Here is a 20774-nt window from a genome sequence, read left to right on the forward strand (position 1 = left end):
GTCCCTGCTGTGAAGTTAGGAATTTTGGAGGCAGGGATATCTTGGTCGCAGTTATTTTCTATTCGATATGCTGTCTAGCCCACTGAAGCCAAGTGTTTCAAGGCACCCAGTCGACGGAACCAGTGCCGTTATGGAGTAAAGAAGCTAAATGTACAAAGAATTGTAGCAGAGCTTGAAAAGGCAGACTCCTTCTCATCACCAATTGGTGAGTATTTAATTACAACTACAGAATCAAGAGATACTAAAATTCAAGATTTTATTCGTATTTTGAATGATGAACGTAAGTCGGAAAACAAATTCACAGTCCATGTAGTTTTTTGGGAGGATCTTTGTAGCGATTTAGCACATCCAGATAATCATGATTTGCTCAAGAAGTATTATTCAGAATGGGAACAAATCTTTGCAGATCGCCAAGGAGAGAAAGCTGCACCAACTCGATATCTTCTCACTTTAGATATCCAGCAAGACTGTAAATTGCTTCAAGAACTTCTTGAGCATAACAAGCAAAGTTACTTGTCTGAGAAGTGGCAATCATGCTTAAAAGAAAACCGTGGTGTATGGCAAGATATACCATCTAAAACACTTCTAACTCAGAGTATTAATAGCGAACTAATGCAGTACATTCAGGACTTTTATGAAAAACTAGATAGTATCGAAGAGAAATGCAGGGATTTACTTGCATTGAAAGCAAGGGTTCACCCCTTTGAAGCAAAACCTAAATATGGAAATGGGATTCTCTGCTTTAATACTATACATCCACCTGCTTGGGCTGAAAAATACGTTACAGAGAAAGATACAACAGTACTCCTTAACAGTAAAAAAATAAATGCTATAAAATTGAATGGTTTGAAGGAAGCAGTTCAGATAGCCCTAGACTCTGGTGATCAAATAGTTGACCAATTAATTTCAGGGTGAGGTTTCTCATTGGCGTAGGCTAAAACTTCACGGCAGCAAACGGTCGAAAGCCACTTTTGATATGGCAAAAGCTATCTACCGCCGCTGCGCTTTGCCGTTAGATGTCTCGATAGGGAAACAAGTGCCTAAAGATAAGAAACCAGATATGGATGCGCTACTTTTTGTAGACACAAATATTCTTCTTGACTTTTACCGCATCCGAAAATCAGATATAAGCATGAAATATCTTGAACAGTTGGAAGCTTGCAAAAAACGATTAATAATTGGCTCTCAAATTGAAATGGAATATAAGAAGAATAGACAAAAAGTTATTATTGAGTCTCTGACACAGTTTTCAACTCCTGATTGGGGTAAACTATCTACGCCTGCTCTAGTTGCTGGACTTCAGGCATCAAAGATGATTGAGAAAAAGCGCAAGGAAATTACAGATCAATTTAAAATAGTCAATACAAAAATTCAGAAAATTCTAACCAATCCATCACAAAATGATCCCGTATATCATTCTCTACAAAGATTATTCAAGAGTAATTCTCCCTACAACTTAAATCGTGAATCGAAAAAACGTTTTAAAATCCGTCGTTTAGCACGTAAAAGATTTTGTTTAGGATATCCTCCTCGGAAATCTAATGATACTTCTATTGGGGATGCTGTTAATTGGGAGTGGATTGTTCAATGTGCCATTGATAGTGGTAAAGATATCGTAGTTGTTACCAGAGATAGCGATTATGGTGTCATCTATAACGATCAGTCATATCTAAATGATTGGCTGACGCAAGAGTTCAAACAAAGGGTCAGTCAGCGTCGCAAAATTTTTCTTACACACAAACTATCTGTTGGCCTGAAAATCGTTCATGCATCAGTTACAGAAGAAATGGAGAAAGCGGAGCAACAGCTAATCGAGAGTCAGAATATCTCGGATGATTTTCATCAAAAGAACCTTGGAGAGTTCACAGATTAAGTACAACATCTAAACAACGCCCATGCACGTCGACCGCCGAAAGTTGGTCGGTTATTAGGCAAAAGCCATCCGCAGCGAGTTAAGCAGAACGTTCGGCTGCCTCCGAAGCGAGAGGGATCGAAAAGAGGGATATCGGCTCAGGCGCAATCGCCCCCATCGCAGAAGCTAAGGCCCATTCGGTGCGCCCCAACTGCCACTGTCCCAAAAGTAGTTTTAACCGTATAAGTTGAGTCCTGAAAAGCCCAGGCTAATTGCCATCGCCCATCAGCGTTAGGATGATGGCTCATGAGTTGCGATCGCAAATAGCATAGCTTCCCTTACCGCAACTCGCCCAAGACCCGAGAGTGCTCGGTGGGTTAGCGGGGTCTACCAACTCGCAAAGGTTAAGTTCTGTAAGGGGTTGACCTTTGCCACAGTATCCATAGAAATCGGCAGATCGCTCGAGGTAAGTGGCGAAGGGGGATCGTGTATTGCTGGGGTGGAAAGTTGCAAACTGACCAGTCAGCGCTTTGCGATCTCAGCAGCCCCACCCCAAAGGTGCCCGCGAACGATACGTTGGAGCGGATCAAAGAATCGGCTAAAATCAAAAAGAGTCGGCAAAGTCGCTCAACTTCTCCGTTCGACCGCTGAGTTATCGGTGGGAGCGAAATCAAAAAGGCAACGTTGAGACTTAATTCTTAAGTAGCTGTCAGAGAATTCTTTATTTTATCTAGACTCGAAGGATAACTTAATTATGAACCGGATAGATAAGCGCAAACTTGAACGCTACGAAATGGTTGTCTACATATCACTGTTGTTGCTTGCAGTGGTTTTAGGATTTGTTGGCAATGGTATTAATCAAGAAGTGATAAAAGCTATAACCATAAATCTAGCTTCGGAACTCTTAGCAGTTGGCATATTATTCTTTTTCATTAACAGAATGTTTTTATTGGGTGATAGTGACGATCTGCCTCGTAAGCTACTAGATGTTTTAACAAGAGATAATAGTCCTCTTATTATGAAATTTGATTTGTTTAAAAGTGAGCTTTATGCTCGAATCCAGCAAATGAGTAAACAGATCGGAGAAGAGGTTAATACAAAGCTTGACTTGGATAGCAATGAACTTTATAGCTTTCATGGGTTACTAGGTAAAAGAAGAGGAATGACCTTTCAAAACTTCAGAGTTTCTAGAGATGCTGATTGCGAGAACACTAATGCAGTGTCATTCCTGTGGGCTGACACTTTTTACGGAAATTCAGTAAACGCAAAAGTGATTAGCAAGGAAGTTGAGCCATTCTTGAGGATTGAATTTCAATCTTTTGAACCTAGCTTGGGGTGCAATATTGCTGTTCGCTCACAAGATCAAAGGGCGATTGAGCTGAGAGGTCAAGAGTTGAATTACCTCTGTTTTTATGCAAGAATTCCACAGGAAGCTTTGCAGAGTCCAGATTTATTGCAGGATGTTGGGATAGCTATTCGACTTGTTAATGGCAAATGCCAGCATTGGGATTATGGAGACAAGTCTGGAGAGTATAGACAATTTTCAATTAAAGGAGATGGGACATGGACTGTTGTTTGCATTGATCTTCAAGATAAGAAAAGGTGGTCTCACTTTACTGGAGATGGCAACCAGTACATCAATCAAGATGAAATGAGCAATGCAGATTTTTCAGTCGTATCAGCGATTGTCATTAAAGTTGGTAAGTTCCTTGGCATTCGTGGTGAGCTAGGATATGGCAAAGGCATGGTAGACATAAAAGATATAAGGTTTTCACCTGATCTAGTTAAAATGAGCTAAACAATAAGTCTTGAATGTCAACCGCAAGCGAGGTCAAAAATTCTTATGCCAGTCCTACATAATAACCAAGTTGCGCGATTAGTGAAAGATCGCTATGAATTGAAAGACCTGCAAAATATAAGCTTGCTTTTACGTGAAAGGGAAGTCTTTAAATTTCCCGCTTTAGATAATGGACTTTTCCCTGCAGCAATTGTAGCAGCTTCAACGGAATACACAGGGTATTCCGCAGTTTGGGTGCGTGATAATGTCTATGTTGCTTATTCTCACTACATTCTTGGAGAAATTGACATAGCTCTTAAAACCATTAATTGTTTGATGAGATATTTTCAGAAGCATAGAATTCGATTTGAAAATATTATTAACTCTAATACTGATCCAAAGAATGTGATGGAACGCCCTCACATTCGATTTAATGGAGAAAATCTAGACGAAATTAATCAATCTTGGGAACATGCTCAGAATGATGCATTGGGATATTTCTTGTGGTTTTATTGTAAGTTGATAAGTGATAAGGTTGTGCATCCAACACAGCAGGAGGTTGCAACTTTATCACTGTTCCCTTTATATTTTGAGGCTGTTTCCTATTGGCAAGATGAAGATAGTGGGCATTGGGAAGAGACCCGAAAGATTGAGGCATCTAGTATTGGTGTTGTTGTTGCGTCTCTTAAAGCTCTAAAGAAATTAAGCATAGAGCCTTCTTTCATACCCCATTGTTTTCAGTACGAAAATAGACTTGTTACGATTGATCTATTGGATAACTTGATTCACCAAGGGATTGATGCACTCAGCCGTATCCTTCCTTCAGAGTGCATCCAGCCTGGACAAGAGAGGCGTTATGACTCTGCTCTACTGTTCCTGATTTATCCGTTGCAGGTTGTTGATGATTCAATGGGAGATCAAATTATTTCTGATGTGATTGATAATCTACAAGGACTGTATGGCATACCGAGGTATTTAGGCGATTCATTTTGGTGTCGCGATTATGAAGATATTCCAGAAAATATCCGAACGAGTATATCCACAGAACGCGAACAATGGTTGAAGGACAATGGGCGTGCCTTAGGATCTGGGGAAGAAGCTCAATGGTGTATTTTTGATCCTATTATCTCGACAATATTTGGAGTGAAATTCCAAAAAACTAGGCAAACAGAGTTTTTGGAAAAGCAGATATTTTACTTCAATAGATCACTAGGTCAACTAACATCAGATGATTTCAAGATTGGCGGTTTTAAGTGCCCCGAATTATATTATTTGAAAGGTACAGATTATGTACCTAATGATGCGACACCGCTTTTGTGGACACAGGCAAACTTGCGTATAGCTTTAAGGACTATGGAACAAAGTCTAAGCATGGAAAATTAAAATTGAGATGTTTTGGCTTTACGCAGTGGTACAGCTATAGCCAACCTTATTAGGACAGAGATTAGAGGTATTCATAATAAATCGTTTTGCCTAGTAAAAAGAGGGATATTGGCTCAGGTGCAATCGCCCCATCGCAGAAGCTAAGCCCCATTCAGCGAGCCCTAACGGCCACTGTCCCAAAAGTAGTTGTCAACCGCATAAGTTGAGTCCTGAAAATCCCAGGCCAATTGTCATCGCCCATCAGCGTTAGGGCGATGGCTCATGAGTTGCGATCGCAAATAGCATAGCTTCCCTTCCCACAACACGCCCAAGACCCGAGAGTGCTCGGTGGGTTAGCGGGGTCTACCAACTCGCGAAGGTCAAGTTTTGTAAGGGGTTGGCCGGTTGCCACAGCGCCCATAGAAATCGGCAGATCGCCCGAGATAAGTGGCGAAGGGGAATCGTGTATTGCTGGGGTAGAAAGTTGCGAACTGACCAGTCAGCGCTTTGCGATCACGGCAACCCCCGCTCCAAAGGTGCCCACGAACCCTGCGTTGGAGTGGAATCGGAAACATCGGCTAAAATCAAAAGGAGTCGTCGAAGTCGCTCAACTTCACCGTTAGGCTGCACAAGCTCTTGTTCCGAACTCCTGTAATGCGATATGGATATAACAACATTCTGGAAATTGATTGATAAGGCACGTCACACATCAAAGGATGATGCCGAACAACAACTAGCAGAACTTGCATTGCTCCTCGACGAGCTATCGGCAGAGGAGATTGTTGAATTTCACTACCTCCTTTATTCTTTCTTTAATAAATCATATACATGGGAACTTTGGGGTGCTGCATATGTGATCGGTGGTGGCTGTTCCGATGACGGGTTTGATTACTTCCGAGGCTGGCTGATTTCACGCGGAGAAAAAGTTTTCACAACTGCACTTGAAGAGCCTGACAAGCTGGCCTCCATGATCAACGATGCAGATGAAGCGACTGACTGCCAAGTCGAAGGTTGGGAGTCAGTCGCAGTCGATGCTTGGTGCAGAAAGACTGGTCAGGACAACTCCTCCTTTCCTGCTCGGCCATTTGAGAACTTAATCCATGATCCGGCTGGGGAAGAATGGCAGGAGGAGGATCTTGACCGCCTTTATCCGATGTTGAATCAGCGGTTCATCGCGGGGCAATAAAGCCAGCGTGGCTGGATAGAGAAAGGCTTCCGAGATGCCGGCCAGTCCTGAAAGGACGATGATGCCGTAAAGATTGAAGGTGTTGGTCAGTAAGATCAGGGTCAAGGCACCCGTCAGCAGGGTATTGGCGACAGTTGAGAGAGCCGCGACGGTATTGGGAGGGATGCGATCTCAAATCGCACCCCCAACCAGCATCAAGGCCCCCCGAGGAATAGCAGCAGCCATTAACACTGTCCCCAGGGCAACCCCTGACCCCGTTTTTTGCAGCACCAGCCAGGTCAGGGCAACAAACCAGAATTGAGCCGCGCAGTAAATAAAGGTTTGCCCAAGCCAGAGCCAGCGAAAGTTAGTCTGCCTGAGAGGAGAGCTGAATATCATCTTAGGAGGCTGCTACCAGAGCAAATCATTGAGCAGCCCATAGACACGGACAAAATCAATTCGAGCGATCGCACTGAAACAGCGAAGTGCAGGCGAATCCGCTCTACCTCGGAAGCAAACAGCAGCTGGAGCGGGACGCTCGCTAGCACTAACCAGGGAGAACACTGGTAGCGCAAAAACCGAAACCCCCGATAGCCGGATTGCAGCAGGCAGCGAGAAGGCTTGCTGGCAGAGCAACACCAGCATTCAGAGCAATCAGCGGATGGCGAGATATCCATAACTCTCTAGGCAAGTTGAGTTAATATGTGAGCGAAGCTCATATTTACAAGATATGAGCTTCGCTCATGTTTTGTTAAGCAAAATGTGAAATATGCTCACTTATTGTCAAAGGTCAAGGAGAACGCCTGTGCCTGAAAGCCCAGCAACCTCAAGCGGTATGCGTCGCAAACCAAGACAGGCCCGCAGCCAAGAACGGGTTAACCGAATTCTGGATGTGGCAGAAGACTTGTTTGCCAGTCAGGGCTACACCGCCACGACGACCAATGCGATCTCAACTCAAGCCCAGGTTGCAAACAGAAACAAAACGGCTTACTCTAAAGTATTTGCAAAGCTACTTCCCATCCGAGCTAAAATCACCTAACAAAACAAATTCAGCAGACGGTTGAAAGCCGTTGGCGCTGAGTTTGAGGTACTCAGCTGCGCTGATTTGAACCGTTGGGCAGCAACTTGTGAGGTGAAATTCATTCATGCATAGACGAAATTTCGTGAAGATGTTTGGTTTAACGCTGATGGGATCTGCCCACGGTGCCTGTGCTGAAAAATCGCAAGGATATATGACAACATCCAATAAGAAGCGCATTGTGGTAATCGGTGCCGGTTTGTCCGGTCTTGCTGCCGCACAGGAATTGCATAGACAAGGGCATGAAGTTGTTGTCGTTGAAGGTCGCGATCGCATCGGTGGGCGAATTTGGACGAGTTCCAAGTGGGCTGATATGCCCTTGGATTTTGGGGCAACCTGGATCCATGGAACTCAGGGCAATCCGTTAACTGACTTGGCTGACCAGATCAATGCCAAACGGCTGACAACAAGTTACGACAGGGCGGAAACCTATAACACATCTGGACAATCCCTCTCCGAGGCAGAAGAAACCCGCTTAGAAGACTTTAGGAATAGAATATTTGGGGCGTTGGAAAAGGCTCAGAACGAAGATCCAGATGTCTCGATTCGACAAGTGATTGAACCATTGAGCCGTCAATTTGACAAATCCTCAGAGTCATACCGCTTGATCAACTTTATTCTGAGTGGTGAGATCGAACAAGAGTATTCGGGAAGCACTGAAAGACTCTCTGCTCATTGGTATGACAGTGGCAAAGAATTTGATGGCAATGATGACCTATTTGTTCAAGGATTTGGAGTCATTCCAGAGTTTCTATCCCAAGGGTTACAGATCGAACTGGGGCAGGTGGTGACAGAAATTCAATGGGAGCAACCGCTCGTTCGGGTGATTACTCAAAAGACCGAGTTCCTGGCCGATCATGTGATCGTCACTCTGCCGCTAGGGGTTTTGCAAGCTGGAAAGGTGCGTTTCACCCCTGAATTACCCCAGAACAAGCAGATTGCGATCGCAAAACTGGGCATGGGCGTCCTGAACAAATGTTATCTTCGATTTCCTGATACGTTTTGGTCCGACGAGGTTGATTGGTTGGAGTATATTTCGGAAAACCATGGTGAATGGACAGAGTGGGTGAGCTTCAAGCGAGCAGCCAATATGCCCGTATTGCTAGGATTTAACGCTGCCGATCGGGGAAGAGCGCTAGAAGCATGGTCGGATGAACAAATCGTCGAGAGTGCAATGCAAACCTTAAGGACAATCAATGGAGTCAGCATTCCTGAACCCATTGACTATCAAATTACCCGTTGGGCAACTGATCCATTTTCGTTGGGTTCGTATTCATATAACCCTGTTGGTGCAGTACCCAAGATGCGCCAAGAGCTTGCTGCACCACTGGGAAATTCTCTGTTTTTCGCCGGCGAAGCATCGAATGAAGACTATTTTGGGACTGCTCACGGCGCATATTTATCTGGGTTGCGTGCAGCCCAAGAAATCTTAGAAATATAATCTGAAGATCTCCAAGCCTCAATACCAGAAGTCAAAGCCTCATGTCTCCACCGCTCGGCTACTCACCAAAGCTAAAGAAGACAAGAAAACACCTTGAAAGGGCTGGTACTGAGGGCTGCTTGAGAGGCTATTCGATTTCTAAAACAGCCTCGCCGGCTTCAGCTTAGTCGCAGTTAGAGGGGGGGCAATCAGGGGTGGGGAACAGGCAGGGAGCGGCAGCGGCAATGTTAGCTACAGCAGCAGTCAGAACAACGGCAGAAACAACGGCCAGGGAAAGCTTTTTGAGCTGAGAAAATTTGAGCATCGGAAGTGACCTCTTTGATAAGAATGGTGAATCAAATGGGCTTTAGACAAGCCCTTCCGTAAGGTAAACCCTTAAGTTAGCTTGAGAGTCAACCCCAAAATTTGCACTAAGCTAGCTCTAGCGGCAATGGGTGAGCATCCCCGATCGTTCTTTTTTAAAAGGAGGGCCTACCCAAGCGATGAAGAAATTACTCAAAATAGGCGAGCTGGCCAAACAGGCGAACGTGACAGTAGCCACCATCCGCTACTATGAGTCGCTGCACCTGCTTGAGCCTGTAAGCAAGGCTGAGAATGGCTATCGCTATTACGACGATGACGCTGTTAACCGTCTGCAATTCATTAAGCAGGCCCAGACATTGCAGTTTTCCCTGGCAGAAATTCAGCAGGTATTTGACGTTCGCAAGCAAGGGAATCCGGTCTGCACCCTGGTTAAAACGCTAATCGACTGTAAAATTGCGACCCTGGAGCAGGAAATTCAGCAAGCTACTGCCCGTAAAACCATGCTAGAAACCTACCGCACGAGTTGGGCCGCCCGTCCCCTAGACAATCCATCTGATGTCAAGGTTTGTAGCCTGATTGAGGAAGTAAGCCTGACCTCGAATCGTCTAAATGCTAGAGGAACTGTGGACCTACCAGGGTAAAGGGGGTCAGGATGCCCCAGGGAACTCAATGGGTAGAGTCAAAAACTCAGCTTTAATGTGACGGAATGTCAGCGAATAGCGAACAGACTGGACTGGCTCAACCCCATGTAAAACCTTCGTGTTGATGCGCACAATGACCCCATTGTCCAACCGCGTAACAACCCGTTCCCGCCCCTCATATTCAAAGAAGTTCGCCTCTCCAATATTCACCATCACCGCCCAGGGCTGAAAGCAGGTATGGTCTCGATGGGGATTAATCCCCACACCAGGCAGGTATTTGCATAGCAAGGCTGAGTGCCATCCAGGTAGAAGCCGATCTCCGAGCGATCGCACCTGTACATCCTGATGAGCAGGGCCAATCTTGGGCTGCTTTCTCAGATCAACCGCCAACCCGTAGTAGCATTCCAACCGACCCCGTGCATAGTTACTTTTCAGCAGCTCCGTGACCGGCTGCTGTACTACCCATCGTTGTAGCTGCCCTAAGTTTGTCCGAATGTGACCAATGATTTCCACCATGATGGAGGTATCGCTATTCCCACTTATTTTAGTAACTGAAGTGAACCCCTAAATTTGGGCAGTAAAACACTCCAACCATGCTAATCGCTATCTCGTTAGTGGTTGATCACCGATGAATGGACCTTATGAGCCCGGCTGGCTTCGCTCACACTGCGTTTGCCACGGTAGTTCCGATTGACACGCTGTCATGGCACAGTTGAAGTCATATATCTTTCGCTATAGTCCTGTAAATCACCCCCTAACCGAACCGTTCCTGAAACTCATCGGCGGCCATAGTCCCTGCGGCCTCAACAAGTTTACCAACGATGGGATGAATAACAACGCTGGTAACCGCGCCTGACAGGGTCGGCAGGTTTTTCATGAACCAGCGTTTGATGTAATCCATGGTGGTCAGGTCGGGTGCATCGGCGGTGATGGCCTCTTCAAGTTCATCGATGCGTTCGAGGGCGGCGTTTTTTTTGTCGTCGGGGGCCGCTTCAGCCACCTGGGTTTTAAGGGTGGCAATCATGTGACGCAGGGTGGCGATATCCGCTGCAGATGCTTCTGCGGTGGTGTTCTGGGAATTGATTAGGGTGGTTTGCTGCTGCGAGTTGTGATCGCCCATGGCCAGTTGACCGCTGTTGTCGCCGCCGATATGGATGTGGATGTTGTTGGGTTGTGAAGACATGGTGGTTAGAAGACTATAAAGGGTAGGACAAGAAAGGATAGGACAAGAAAGGATAGGACAAGCTAAGAGTGGCGCGATAGGTTCCCTCAATGGACACCGTAGCCGGTTCACTCACTGCTCCCCCGGCATCGCGGATGGTGTAGGTCAAACGGTCAAAGACAGATTGGTTTTCCTGAGGGATTGGAACTGGCGTGTAAATGATGGCCCGTCCATCGTCTGAAATGCTTGCTTGGATAAACTCTCCGGAAGTTACGGATGCCACCGTGAGATTATTGTTGTCTCCATCGGGGTCATCATCGTTGTTTAGTACCTCCACGCGGACGTTTACAGGCTTACCTTCATAGATGTATTGACTGCTGTCATCATTTGCAATGGGAGGGCGGTTAGGATTCACCTGTATGGTCACAATGGCCCGTTCTGAGATAGTGCCGTAGCGATCGCGAACCGCATAGCTAAACCGATCTTCGCCATCGAACCCTTCAGGGGGCGTATACACCACACCTTCATTATCTCCTATTTGAGCAAGACCGCCTGCGGCCGTTTGGCCGGTCAGGTCCGTAATCGTTAAACCTTCTCCAGCATCATTGGCCAGGATGTCAATCGTCACTGGCCTATTCTGCTCGGTGAAGGCGGTATCATCCTTAGCCATGGGGGGCGGCGCAGGATTCACCTGGACCTGAACGGTGGCGGGCTCTGATGCGATGCCGTTGCGATCGCGATTTGTATAATTAAACCGATCCACGCCGCTAAAGGTGGGAGATGGACGATAGGTAACGGTGCCGTCATCATTGTTCACTATCGTGCCTCCTAAGGACGTCGATGAGTCAACGGTGGCAACGGTTAGCCCTTCACCACTGTCGTTGTTTAAGACACCAATGATGACCGGTTGACCGGCCTCCGTTTCAGCCCGATCTGGGGTGGCGACGGGGGCCGGGGGCTGAACCGATTGAATCGTGACCGTGACTGTAGCCTCGGCAGTCTGGTTTTGTTCATTGCGGATCCGGTAGGTAAAACGATCGGTCGTCGCCTCACCATCGGGACGGTAGGTCAGGGTATGGTCGTCGTTCACCTGGACCTTACCCGCCTCGGCAGGGGTCACGCTGACAATGGCGAGACGGCCCCCCGCCGGATCGCTATCATTCTCTAAAACCTTAATGGTCACGGCTTGATTTCTTGGAGTTGCAACACTGTCGTCAGTCGCGGTGGGTCTGGGCGGTGGGGGCTGTTCGGTACCCACACCACTGAGGGAAATGGCGGTCTGTGGGTTAGCGTTATGCTGCACCGTTAGGGTGGCAACCCGTTCCCCTGGGCTGCTGGGGCTAAAGGTTAGCTCTACCGTGCAGTTGTCTTGGGGGGCCAGGGTTGTTTCGGCACAGGTGGTGTTTGCGATCGCAAAGTCCGAGGCCTGATCCCCCACAATCGCCAGGGTCTGAATTCTCAGGGGCGCAGTACCATCGTTGGCAATTGTCAGGGTGGTCCCCTCAGTCTTGTCTAACTGCACCGCGTTAAACACAATGCTAGCAGGCACAATACTAATGCTGGGAACCGCTGTAGCGGCTCCCGATCCGGTTAGATCAATCCCATAGGTTTTGCCATTGATCGTCAGCTCCATGGAGGCAGACCGCTGCCCGATGTCCTCCGGGGTAAAGATAATCGTAATCTCACAGGTCTCTCCCGGTGCCAGGAAGAAATCTGTCGTGCAGCTGTCTTCATCCACGCTAAAGTCGCGTTGCCCCCTGAGCACCAGGCTGTCAATGGGGAGGGGGCGATTGCCTGTATTGCTGATGGTCAACCCTTGGGGAGCACTGGCGGTATTGCGCTCCCGTTCACCAAACGCCAGGGCCTCAGCACTCAGGGTAAAGCTGGGCGGTGGTGTGAATGGGTCTGGGAGGAGTCGGGGCACCAGTAGTGCCGCAGTTGCGATCGCAACTGCACCGGTTGCCAACAACGCAGTTTTTGTCGTGAGCCAGCTTGAAGGCACCGGACCAGCCTCAGGGGGAGAAACCAGCGGTGGTATTAGCAGCCCCAGATTATGGCGGGTGATGGCGGCCCCTGCCTCATCACCCAGGGCCTTGCGCAATCGCAAGGCCTCGGTCAGGGCGGTTTCTGCCACAGTCGTATTGCCCTCCGCCAGGGCATGGGTGCCTAACTGGTGCAATGACCAGGCTTCTGCCGCCTGATTGCCCGTTTGCTGAGCCGCATGCAGGCTCTGCTCTAACACTTGTTGCCATTGGCCCCATCGGCCCTGCAGAGAAAGAGGACCGTCCAGGGCGCGGCTGAGTTCTAAACAGTCATACCAGCGGTCGGTCTGGGCAGTCCAGTCAGTCAAATATTGGAGAGTATCGATAGCTTGTCCAGCGGTCTCTGGGTTAGCCGTAAAGTAATTGACAGCACTGGTTAGCCAGGGCTCGATCGGCCAGGTTTGCTGACAGAGCCCAATCAAATCAGGGCAGAGATAATAGCCATTAGGCCCCATACCGACTACATGTAGAGCCTGGAGTTCACCGAGAATGGCCTCCGTATGTGCCGTTTTGGCCATGGCCGCTGCCTGCCCTGGGGTGAGGGCAAGGCCTGCCAGTGCGCCCAGGAGAGCCAACACCTGATGGTGAGGCTTGGGTAAGGTATCTACAATTTTGTGGAAGATCGTTGCCTGGGGCGTAGCCTGCAAGCCAGCGTGGGCTGAAGCGGCTTGGGGCAAGACTAACGTTGTCAGAGACTGCTGGTTTCTCTTCGCCTGGGCCGCCGCCCGGCGTAGCTGTAGAGGATGTCCCGCCAGGGCCTGCCACAGAGTGCGCGCTACCGGTTGTTCTGCCGGGGTGAGAGCACGCCCCAGTTCTCGTTCTATCAGGGTCACACTGTCATCCAGGGGCAGCCCAGGCAGTTCAATGGCCAGGCCATCACCCCAATATTCTCGTTCAGGGGAGGTCAGCACAAAGGCGCTATGGGGAGCAATGGCCAACAGCCAGTCGAGATCGGCTTTGGCGAGACCCAGATCTTCTAAAACAATCAGTGCCTGCTTACCCTGCAAGGCATGCTGAACCTCGGTATAGCTAGGCTTATAAGGAGCGCTACTCTGATAAAAAGCATTGTGCAACTCCTGCAGGACATCTGCCGCCAGCCGTCGGTGGGCTGAAGTATAGACCACGCCGTCCCTAAAGTGAGCTGTGGCCTGGGCATCGTATAGCAGGTGGCTGAGTAACGCTGTTTTACCAAAACCATCCCCCGCGTAAAGTTCAACTGACTGCGCTGACTGGAGAGCCTGCACCAGCTGGGGCACAATCTCTTTGCGATCCAGCAAACCACTGAAGGGCTGAGGTCTCAGATTAATCGGCGTCGGCCGAGATTGAATCTGAACTGGGTTTGTCACATTTAGAACGCCCCCATGTTCAACATTGTAGGAATAGCTATAAAAGTTTTGGCGATTGTTATTACCCACAATCAACTGACCGCTAAAGTCACCGCTAATGCCGACTTGAACAACCGGTGGGGACACCATCGGCAGCTCCAGATCGACCGTCGGCTGGAGCACCAGCTCTCGACGCCAGAGAGGGGCGGTCTGACCTACCAGACGATTGCTAACTTGAACCAGATTGAGCCAGGGTAGATTCATCTCCACCAGGATCGCTTTTAGCTGTGGCAGCAACACCTTCGGATCGTTAGGCTGAGCCGATTCTAGGGCGATATACAGTAAATTGTCTTGCTGGCGCAGGCCCACCTTGGGCGTAATCCCATGGGTCTGTAGTTGCGTTTGCAAGATAGACGCAATCGATGGGGAGTCACCCTGTTGGGCAGCTTCTTGAACGGCCGTTTTCGTCGCAGTACGGATGATCATATGGAGGGGAGCCTGAACTAGCCAGCTATGGCCGTAGTAAGGTAAGCCACATTTAAATGCTACAACCGCTCTCTAGGAAATTTCGGTGATTTGATCAAGCTTGCTTGATGACTTCGCCAAAGTTTACAAAGGCAAAAGCCAGTAGATGAGATGGTGAAGCGGTGGATAGTACGGGTATCAAGGAGAGTGTTCATTTTCTGCTTGAATACCAACTATCTCCCGTGGCGAAAAAATAAAGACACTAACGAATTCTGACTCCTGTAGAGCTTGTTCTTCTCAAAGAGCATTCTGACTTCCATCCTTAGGAAAACGTCCCGCTTTAAATTGATACCCTCTTATTCTTTTGGATAAATCAGGATGATTTTAGGAATCTTATAGACCTTAGTCGAGATTATCCGTAAAAATGCTGAACAACTAAATTTGTTGAGTATTTTTAGATGTCGGACACGTTTTGTCCAGGTAGATTTGGTAGAGTATCGACAATGGTTTAGCGATTGGCTAGATGCTTGATTTAGAACGACTGTTGCAATTGGATGAACTGTTGCGATCGCAACCTCGTCCAACGGCTCAATCTTTGGCTGAAGTGCTGGAGTGTAATGAGAAAACGGTGCGCCGATACCTTGAGTATTTGCGGGATCGGTTTGATGCGCCGATTGAGCATAATCGTAAGCAGGGTTGGCACTATAGCAATCCTGACTGGCGGTTATCGTCGGTAGCTCTGACGCGTGGAGAAATTTTTGCGCTTACTCTGGGGGCACGAATGCTAACAGCCTATGGTGGGTCGGCTTATGGCTCTGAGTTACAGTCTGCCATTGAGCAGTTAGTGAAGCGATTGCCAGAGCAGAGTTGGGTGGATTTGCATGAGCTGGCGGATGAGCATGTGATGTTTCGCTCAGGGGCGGAGCTGGATTTGGATCCGGAGGTGTGGCAAACGCTGGAGCAGGCTTGTCGGCAGCGGCAGCAGGTGTGGATGCGTTATGGCACGCCGGGTAAGCCGGTCTCGGAACGTAGGCTAGACCCCTATTTGCTGCATTTTTCTCGGAATAATCCTTACATTACTGGATGGTGTCATAAACGTAATGCGGCGCGGTGGTTTCGGGTAGATCGGATTCAGGAGATTAAGTTACTAGAAGAAAATTTTGAAGTGCATCCGTCGTTTGATCGGGAAACTCATGTGATGTCGGCATTTCAGCATGAGGTGGGTGGCACTCCCCAGCATGTGGCGATTTGGTTTGATGGGCCGACCGCTCCTTATATTCGGGAGCGGAAGTGGCATCCGTCTCAGCGGATTGACGAGCATCCGGATGGGGCGTTGACGCTGCGGTTGGTGGTGCGGGGGCTGAATGAGGTGAAACGGTGGGTGTTGTTTTATGGGCAGGGGGCCAAGGTGTTGGGGCCTCCAGAGTTGGTGGGGATGGTGCGGGATGAGGTGCAGGGGATGAATTTACATTATGGGTAGGGGGAATTGTCATGAGTTAGCCACGGTTTTGGACTGAGGCAATTTGGAGCAAACACAAGTGACTCGACAAGTGAGTTTCACGAATTCAAACACAAAGAGGAAACATAAATGAGTAAGAAATTAGGCTTTCTGGCAGTTCACTGGATTCAAACACTGCCAATTTCAAATCCCAATCGAGATCGCACCGGGGCACCGAAAAACACTTACTACGGGGGCAGTATGCGGGGACGCATTAGCTCCCAGTCCTGGAGCCGACAAGTGCGCGAAGCTTTTAACGAAAAGTGGGAAGGTGATGCGGGCAATCGTTCAAGGCTTTGGGCCGATCGCTTAGCCCAGAAGCTGGAGCCAGAACTCGGGTATGAAAGGACAGATGCACTAATCGTTGCCTTCTTAATGCTCTCAGCTACAGGAGCTAAAGCCGATAAAGTCGATACCTTCAGAGCTGGGCAAACCGATGTGCTGATGTTCCTGGCTAACACGGAACTTCAAGAACTAATAGCGATCGCTCGTCGATATCAGCCCCAGCTTGATCAGGTACTTGAAATGTTGAGGCCTGTCGTTAATAAAGATCTTGAAAAAGGAAAAGCGCCTTCCTTATCAATCAGCGTGAAAAAAGGAAAAGGTAAAAAGAAAAAAACAGATGATGAAAACCAACTCGATCTAAGTGCGCTCGAAGATCTGAAAAAGCAAGTTACCAGCATCATCGTTGGCGATCAACAGACTTCAGCTGCTGATATTGCTTTATTTGGTCGGTTCTTGGCAAGCCTTACCGAGGCAAACATTGATGGGGCGATGTCTCGTGCCCATATGGTAACCACTCATTCTGTTGCGGTCGAGACCGACTTTTGGACTGCGATGGATGATTTTAGCCACGATGCCAGTGGTGATGGCGAAGAGGAAACAGCTGGTAGTGGGGCAGGACATCTTGGCGATCGCCCTCAAACTAGCGGAGTCTATGCTTGCTCCTGTGCTGTTGATTTGGGTCAATTGCAAACAAACCTGGGTGAAGATGGTAACTTCAAAAAGGTCATTGAAACTTTCTTACCTGCTCTAATCACTGCCTCTCGTGGCAAGGGATACATTCATCAATTTCATCATCGCTCGCTCCCTGGCCTATTTCTAGTTGAGCTAACAGAGGCTTGTCCACTGAATTGTTTGGCGGCCTTTGAGAAACCCGTTTCACTCGACAAAAAAGAGGGCTATCTAGAACGCTCAGTACAAAAGCTAGATACTTGGTGGCACGACCAGAATACGATGCTACAAGGTTTAATCGAGACTAAAACCTGTGCCGTGATTGAGCCATCATTAGTAGATCATGTCAGCCACTTGAAGCCTCATTTAAAGACTAACTATAGTCAGTTGGTCGAAACAGTTATGAAATGGCTGGGGGAGTGAGATGGCGACCCTTTTAATTCGTTTGTCCGGGCCACTTCAATCCTGGGGTGAGTCAGCTCGGTTCAATATGCGTCCTACCCAACAAACGCCTACAAAGTCTGGAGTTCTGGGCTTAATCTGTGCCGCAATGGGAATCCCTCGTGATGACACAGAAACCTTAAACAAGCTGAGCGAGATGGATTTCGGTATTCGCGTTGACTGTCCTGGTCAGCTTCTCATTGATTTCCACACCGTTCAAAGAGTAGTTAATGTTGAGGGGAAATTTCCTCAAGACACAAATCTAACAGACCGCTACTACTTAGTAGGTGCAACATTTTTAGCAGGCGTGTGGAGCAAAGATCGAGCCTTCTTAGAGCAGATTCATAGGGCCTTATTGAAGCCAAAGTGGCTTCTGTTTCTAGGCAGAAAAAGCTGTATGCCTGGTGAATCTCCCTGGTTACAGGATGGCATCAAAGATGAAGAACTACCCATTGCTTTACGTCGCTATCAACCACTTCGAACAGATCTAACTCCACTATTCCTTGAATTAGAAGACCCAACTGGCAGTCCACGCATGGATAATCCATTGCACTATGGGCAGCGACAATATTCTCCCCGCTTGGTACGGCAGTTTTCGATGGAGGAAGAAACATGATGTATTATACTCGCATCATTCTTAATCCAAGACATCTCAAGGTTAAAGAAGATCGCCAGAACGCTTATCTTCAGCATCGGCGCATTGAAAGTCTTTTCCCAGAACACAAGCGAAGCACCGCAGATGTGTTATTTCGCTGGGAGCAGCAAACAGTTATTGTTCAATCCACAGTTGAACCCCGGTTTGACCTTTTACCTCAAAACTACACGAGTGATACCAAGACCAAGCCACCGCTGGATTTAGGACAAGCTCTGAAACCTGAGCAATGGATGGAATTTCGTCTGCTAGCGGATACTAGCAGCATTACAAAAGATACCCGCCAACGTAAGCCTCGTGATGCAGAAAAACTACCAGACTGGCTGAAATCTCGTCTAGAGGGTGCTGCCAAAGTAGATGAATACTGCGCTATTCAGCGGGGGCCACACATTCCAGTTCATCGCCACCAGCAGCAATGGACGTTAAAGCCAACTAGCTTTTCAGGCTACCTGCAAGTGATTAACCCAGAACAGTTGGCTCAAACCATTGCGGCTGGCTTTGGTCGCAGTCGGGCCTATGGTTGTGGCCTAATGCAAATCGCACCAACAAGGAGCAACGGATAATGAGCTATTCACTCCTAACTGAGCCTTGGATACCTGTACGGCAGGGGAGCAAGTTTCAATCGTTAGGTTTACTACAACTGTTTCAATCTTGGGATTCCATCAGTGATGTTTGTGCTGCTAATCCGCCCCGGCAGATTGCGCTCTATCGATTCTTGATAGCGATCGTTCATTCTGCCATTCGAGGTCCAGCTACTCCTGCGGATTACAAGGCACTTTGGAAAAATCAACAGCTTACGGATCAAGTCTGTGAATATCTCAATCGATGGGAAGATCGATTTGATCTGCTTCATCCAGAATATCCATTTCTTCAGGACGCTAAAATTCCAAAGAAAATTAAGCAGACTCCTATCGGCAAAGCAGTTTACCAAGATGCTAATACGCCAATCATTTGGTTCAAGCCCAATGAAACGCCATGGTTAGCATTGCCAGATGCCACTCAAGAATTATTGCGCATGCAATCTTTAGAATTGGGGGGGAAAAAAGGAGATTCAGTCACTGCTGGGCCAGGTCGATGGACTCAAGGGCGGCATGTGTTTCCGATTAGTTCTACGCTTCAGGAGACCTGTTTACTAAATCTGATAGGTTACGAAGCAACTGATATTGATCGACCTGTATGGGAACAAAGTAGCCCTTATGGAACAGGGGAACGTCATCCAGCAGGTTATTTAGATTGGCTAACCTATTGTGAGCGTCGCATACTACTAAAAGTAGAAGGAGATAAGGCTACTCATCTACGCTTGGCGTCAGGTTGGAAACCACCTAAAGAATGTGGTTTCACTCATGACCAACATCAAGCATTTCGGATTAGCAAAGATAAGACTTGGAATCCGCTCCCCTTTAATCCCAACCTTATTGATCCAAAAAACCCACGAATGAATCCTCAAAAACAACTTTGGGATGATTCAGAAGCCATCCTTCATACAATTGAAAATAGCAACCAGCGTCCTAGAATATTTGACTGGTTGGATAATACTAGGAAGCTAAAAAATCCTCAAATTGTGCGAGTTTTAGGATTTGCACACGCTGGCGGCACCCAATCAGCTAAAGCTGTTCATTGGGCCGATGATTTTTTATCTGTTCCAGAGACAATCTTAGAAGATCCAGATGCTTGGGTATGGGTTAAGGATGCCATCATCATAGCTCGCCTGTTTGGTAAAATATTCGCTGGCAAAGTCTTCCAATATGCTCCGAAACCGTCTGGTAGTAAAGAGGCATTCAGCCGAGGTGAGCAAGACACTATCAAGGCTCAACTTCCCTCACTTCAAGCAGCCCTTTACAGCTATATAGGACAACAGTTTCCAAAACTGATACTCGACCTTGCCGACGTAGAGCAGGCTGAAGCTCGCTTGCAGGAATGGCAGTTTCAGTTAAAGAACTACAGCAGAGAGCTAGTCTCATTGCTAATTACTGCCTTGCCCGACTATCGAAGTAAAGCGATTGCTGAAAGTATGTTCAACATTGCTATTCATAAAATCATCTCAGAAAAAGCTCGGGAGGACGTTGCATGAATGAATTTGAAGTTAGTTGTCGAGGGATAGTAACCGCTTTATTTGAGAAGTGTCAGGATAGAGCAATACGAAGCCATTTACGTCAACTCCTACAAGACAATCCGGACTTTCAAATGGGGGCAATGCGCTATCTACGCGATTTGCCAAAAAGGTCAAAAGTTAATCAAGAATTACTTCATCTGATATCAGGCTTGATTGCAGAATATCCCTGCGACATATCTGACGAACCATTCACGTTAGGGGCATCATTAGCTAAATTATCTCGTCATCCTGACACTAATAGCTCTGGGGTTGAACGTCGGTTTGAGTTATTGCTTCAACTTGAAAGAAGTTCCCTAGCTCAGCAGCTACATGGTCTCGTGATACAAGCTGAAAATACTCAGAGAACAAACAATCCCGTTAGGATTGACTTTGCAAAATTGTTGTATGACCTCCATTCTTGGGATCGCCCTGAAAAATGGGTGCAACTTTCCTGGTCAAGGGATTTTTGGTATGCGAAGCCAGATGAAGAAGAAACTGGCTCCAACGATATTCCTGATTAATGA

18 protein-coding genes and 1 pseudogene are annotated in these 20774 nt (G+C 47.6%); 14 read left to right on the forward strand and 5 right to left on the reverse strand.

Features of this window, described 5'->3' with window-relative positions; translation table 11 throughout:
- The first annotated feature begins 267 nt into the window (after positions 1 to 267).
- The 5 genes from VB741_RS09060 (at position 268) to VB741_RS09080 (ending at position 6177) form a co-directional block, all read left to right on the forward strand.
- The gene (locus tag VB741_RS09060; RefSeq protein ID WP_323364841.1) at positions 268 to 915 is read left to right on the forward strand and encodes a hypothetical protein; all 648 of its coding nucleotides are present in this window, start codon (positions 268 to 270) and stop codon (positions 913 to 915) included.
- A gap of 61 nt (positions 916 to 976) precedes the next feature.
- Positions 977 to 1873: a PIN domain-containing protein gene (locus VB741_RS09065; protein WP_323364842.1), complete on the forward strand. Its 897-nt coding sequence runs from the start codon at positions 977 to 979 to the stop codon at positions 1871 to 1873.
- A gap of 733 nt (positions 1874 to 2606) precedes the next feature.
- Positions 2607 to 3650 carry a hypothetical protein gene (locus VB741_RS09070; protein ID WP_323364843.1) on the forward strand — a complete coding sequence of 348 codons (1044 nt, stop codon included), beginning with the start codon at positions 2607 to 2609 and terminating at the stop codon, positions 3648 to 3650.
- A gap of 45 nt (positions 3651 to 3695) precedes the next feature.
- On the forward strand, positions 3696 to 5012 hold the full coding sequence (locus VB741_RS09075; protein WP_442786326.1) for a glycoside hydrolase family 15 protein: 1317 nt from the start codon (positions 3696 to 3698) through the stop codon (positions 5010 to 5012).
- A 640-nt stretch (positions 5013 to 5652) separates the two neighbouring features.
- A complete protein-coding gene (locus tag VB741_RS09080) occupies positions 5653 to 6177 on the forward strand; it encodes a DUF4240 domain-containing protein (protein WP_323364845.1) in 525 nt (174 codons plus the stop codon).
- A gap of 171 nt (positions 6178 to 6348) precedes the next feature.
- On the opposite strand, the gene VB741_RS09085 is transcribed toward VB741_RS09080, so the two are convergent.
- Positions 6349 to 6555 (reverse strand): hypothetical protein, encoded by a 207-nt coding sequence (locus VB741_RS09085; RefSeq protein WP_323364846.1) that lies wholly within the window; start codon positions 6553 to 6555, stop codon positions 6349 to 6351.
- A gap of 436 nt (positions 6556 to 6991) precedes the next feature.
- On the opposite strand from VB741_RS09085, the pseudogene VB741_RS26290 reads away from it, so the two are divergent.
- Both VB741_RS26290 and VB741_RS09095 read left to right on the forward strand, forming a co-directional pair.
- Positions 6992 to 7123: pseudogene (locus tag VB741_RS26290) on the forward strand (TetR family transcriptional regulator); the annotation flags it as partial.
- Between the two features lie 178 nt (positions 7124 to 7301).
- A complete protein-coding gene (locus tag VB741_RS09095; RefSeq protein ID WP_442786327.1) occupies positions 7302 to 8675 on the forward strand; it encodes a flavin monoamine oxidase family protein in 1374 nt (457 codons plus the stop codon).
- A 163-nt stretch (positions 8676 to 8838) separates the two neighbouring features.
- Here VB741_RS09095 and VB741_RS09100 read toward each other — a convergent pair whose 3' ends face one another.
- A complete protein-coding gene (locus VB741_RS09100; protein WP_323364849.1) occupies positions 8839 to 8979 on the reverse strand; it encodes a hypothetical protein in 141 nt (46 codons plus the stop codon).
- A gap of 178 nt (positions 8980 to 9157) precedes the next feature.
- Between VB741_RS09100 and VB741_RS09105 the strand changes: the two genes are divergently transcribed.
- Positions 9158 to 9619 (forward strand): heavy metal-responsive transcriptional regulator, encoded by a 462-nt coding sequence (locus VB741_RS09105; protein ID WP_323364850.1) that lies wholly within the window; start codon positions 9158 to 9160, stop codon positions 9617 to 9619.
- A gap of 6 nt (positions 9620 to 9625) precedes the next feature.
- On the opposite strand, the gene VB741_RS09110 is transcribed toward VB741_RS09105, so the two are convergent.
- From VB741_RS09110 to VB741_RS09120, 3 genes are all read right to left on the reverse strand, one after another.
- On the reverse strand, positions 9626 to 10135 hold the full coding sequence (locus VB741_RS09110; RefSeq protein WP_323364851.1) for a hypothetical protein: 510 nt from the start codon (positions 10133 to 10135) through the stop codon (positions 9626 to 9628).
- A 238-nt stretch (positions 10136 to 10373) separates the two neighbouring features.
- Positions 10374 to 10802 (reverse strand): hypothetical protein, encoded by a 429-nt coding sequence (locus VB741_RS09115; protein ID WP_323364852.1) that lies wholly within the window; start codon positions 10800 to 10802, stop codon positions 10374 to 10376.
- 13 nt (positions 10803 to 10815) lie between these two features.
- Positions 10816 to 14634: an Ig-like domain-containing protein gene (locus tag VB741_RS09120; RefSeq protein WP_323364853.1), complete on the reverse strand. Its 3819-nt coding sequence runs from the start codon at positions 14632 to 14634 to the stop codon at positions 10816 to 10818.
- Positions 14635 to 15136: 502 nt separating this feature from the next.
- On the opposite strand from VB741_RS09120, the gene VB741_RS09125 reads away from it, so the two are divergent.
- The 6 genes from VB741_RS09125 to casB all read left to right on the forward strand — a co-directional run bounded on the left by VB741_RS09125 (position 15137) and on the right by casB (position 20771).
- Positions 15137 to 16093, forward strand: a complete 957-nt coding sequence (locus VB741_RS09125; RefSeq protein WP_323364854.1) for a helix-turn-helix transcriptional regulator — start codon at positions 15137 to 15139, stop codon at positions 16091 to 16093.
- A gap of 108 nt (positions 16094 to 16201) precedes the next feature.
- On the forward strand, positions 16202 to 17488 hold the full coding sequence (gene cas7e / locus VB741_RS09130) for a type I-E CRISPR-associated protein Cas7/Cse4/CasC (RefSeq protein WP_323364855.1): 1287 nt from the start codon (positions 16202 to 16204) through the stop codon (positions 17486 to 17488).
- Between the two features lies 1 nt (position 17489).
- Positions 17490 to 18122, forward strand: coding sequence for a type I-E CRISPR-associated protein Cas5/CasD (gene cas5e / locus VB741_RS09135; protein ID WP_323364856.1), 633 nt, complete (start codon positions 17490 to 17492; stop codon positions 18120 to 18122).
- Positions 18119 to 18721 carry a type I-E CRISPR-associated protein Cas6/Cse3/CasE gene (gene cas6e / locus VB741_RS09140; RefSeq protein WP_323364857.1) on the forward strand — a complete coding sequence of 201 codons (603 nt, stop codon included), beginning with the start codon at positions 18119 to 18121 and terminating at the stop codon, positions 18719 to 18721. The genes cas5e and cas6e overlap by 4 nt, the downstream gene beginning before the upstream one ends.
- Positions 18721 to 20229 (forward strand): type I-E CRISPR-associated protein Cse1/CasA, encoded by a 1509-nt coding sequence (gene casA, locus VB741_RS09145; protein ID WP_323364858.1) that lies wholly within the window; start codon positions 18721 to 18723, stop codon positions 20227 to 20229. Before cas6e ends, casA begins: the two co-directional genes overlap by 1 nt.
- A complete protein-coding gene (gene casB / locus VB741_RS09150) occupies positions 20226 to 20771 on the forward strand; it encodes a type I-E CRISPR-associated protein Cse2/CasB (RefSeq protein ID WP_323364859.1) in 546 nt (181 codons plus the stop codon). The genes casA and casB overlap by 4 nt, the downstream gene beginning before the upstream one ends.
- Positions 20772 to 20774: the final 3 nt, after the last annotated feature.

The sequence above is a fragment of the Leptothoe sp. PORK10 BA2 genome (assembly GCF_034932105.1).
Lineage (GTDB): Bacteria > Cyanobacteriota > Cyanobacteriia > Phormidesmidales > Phormidesmidaceae > Leptothoe.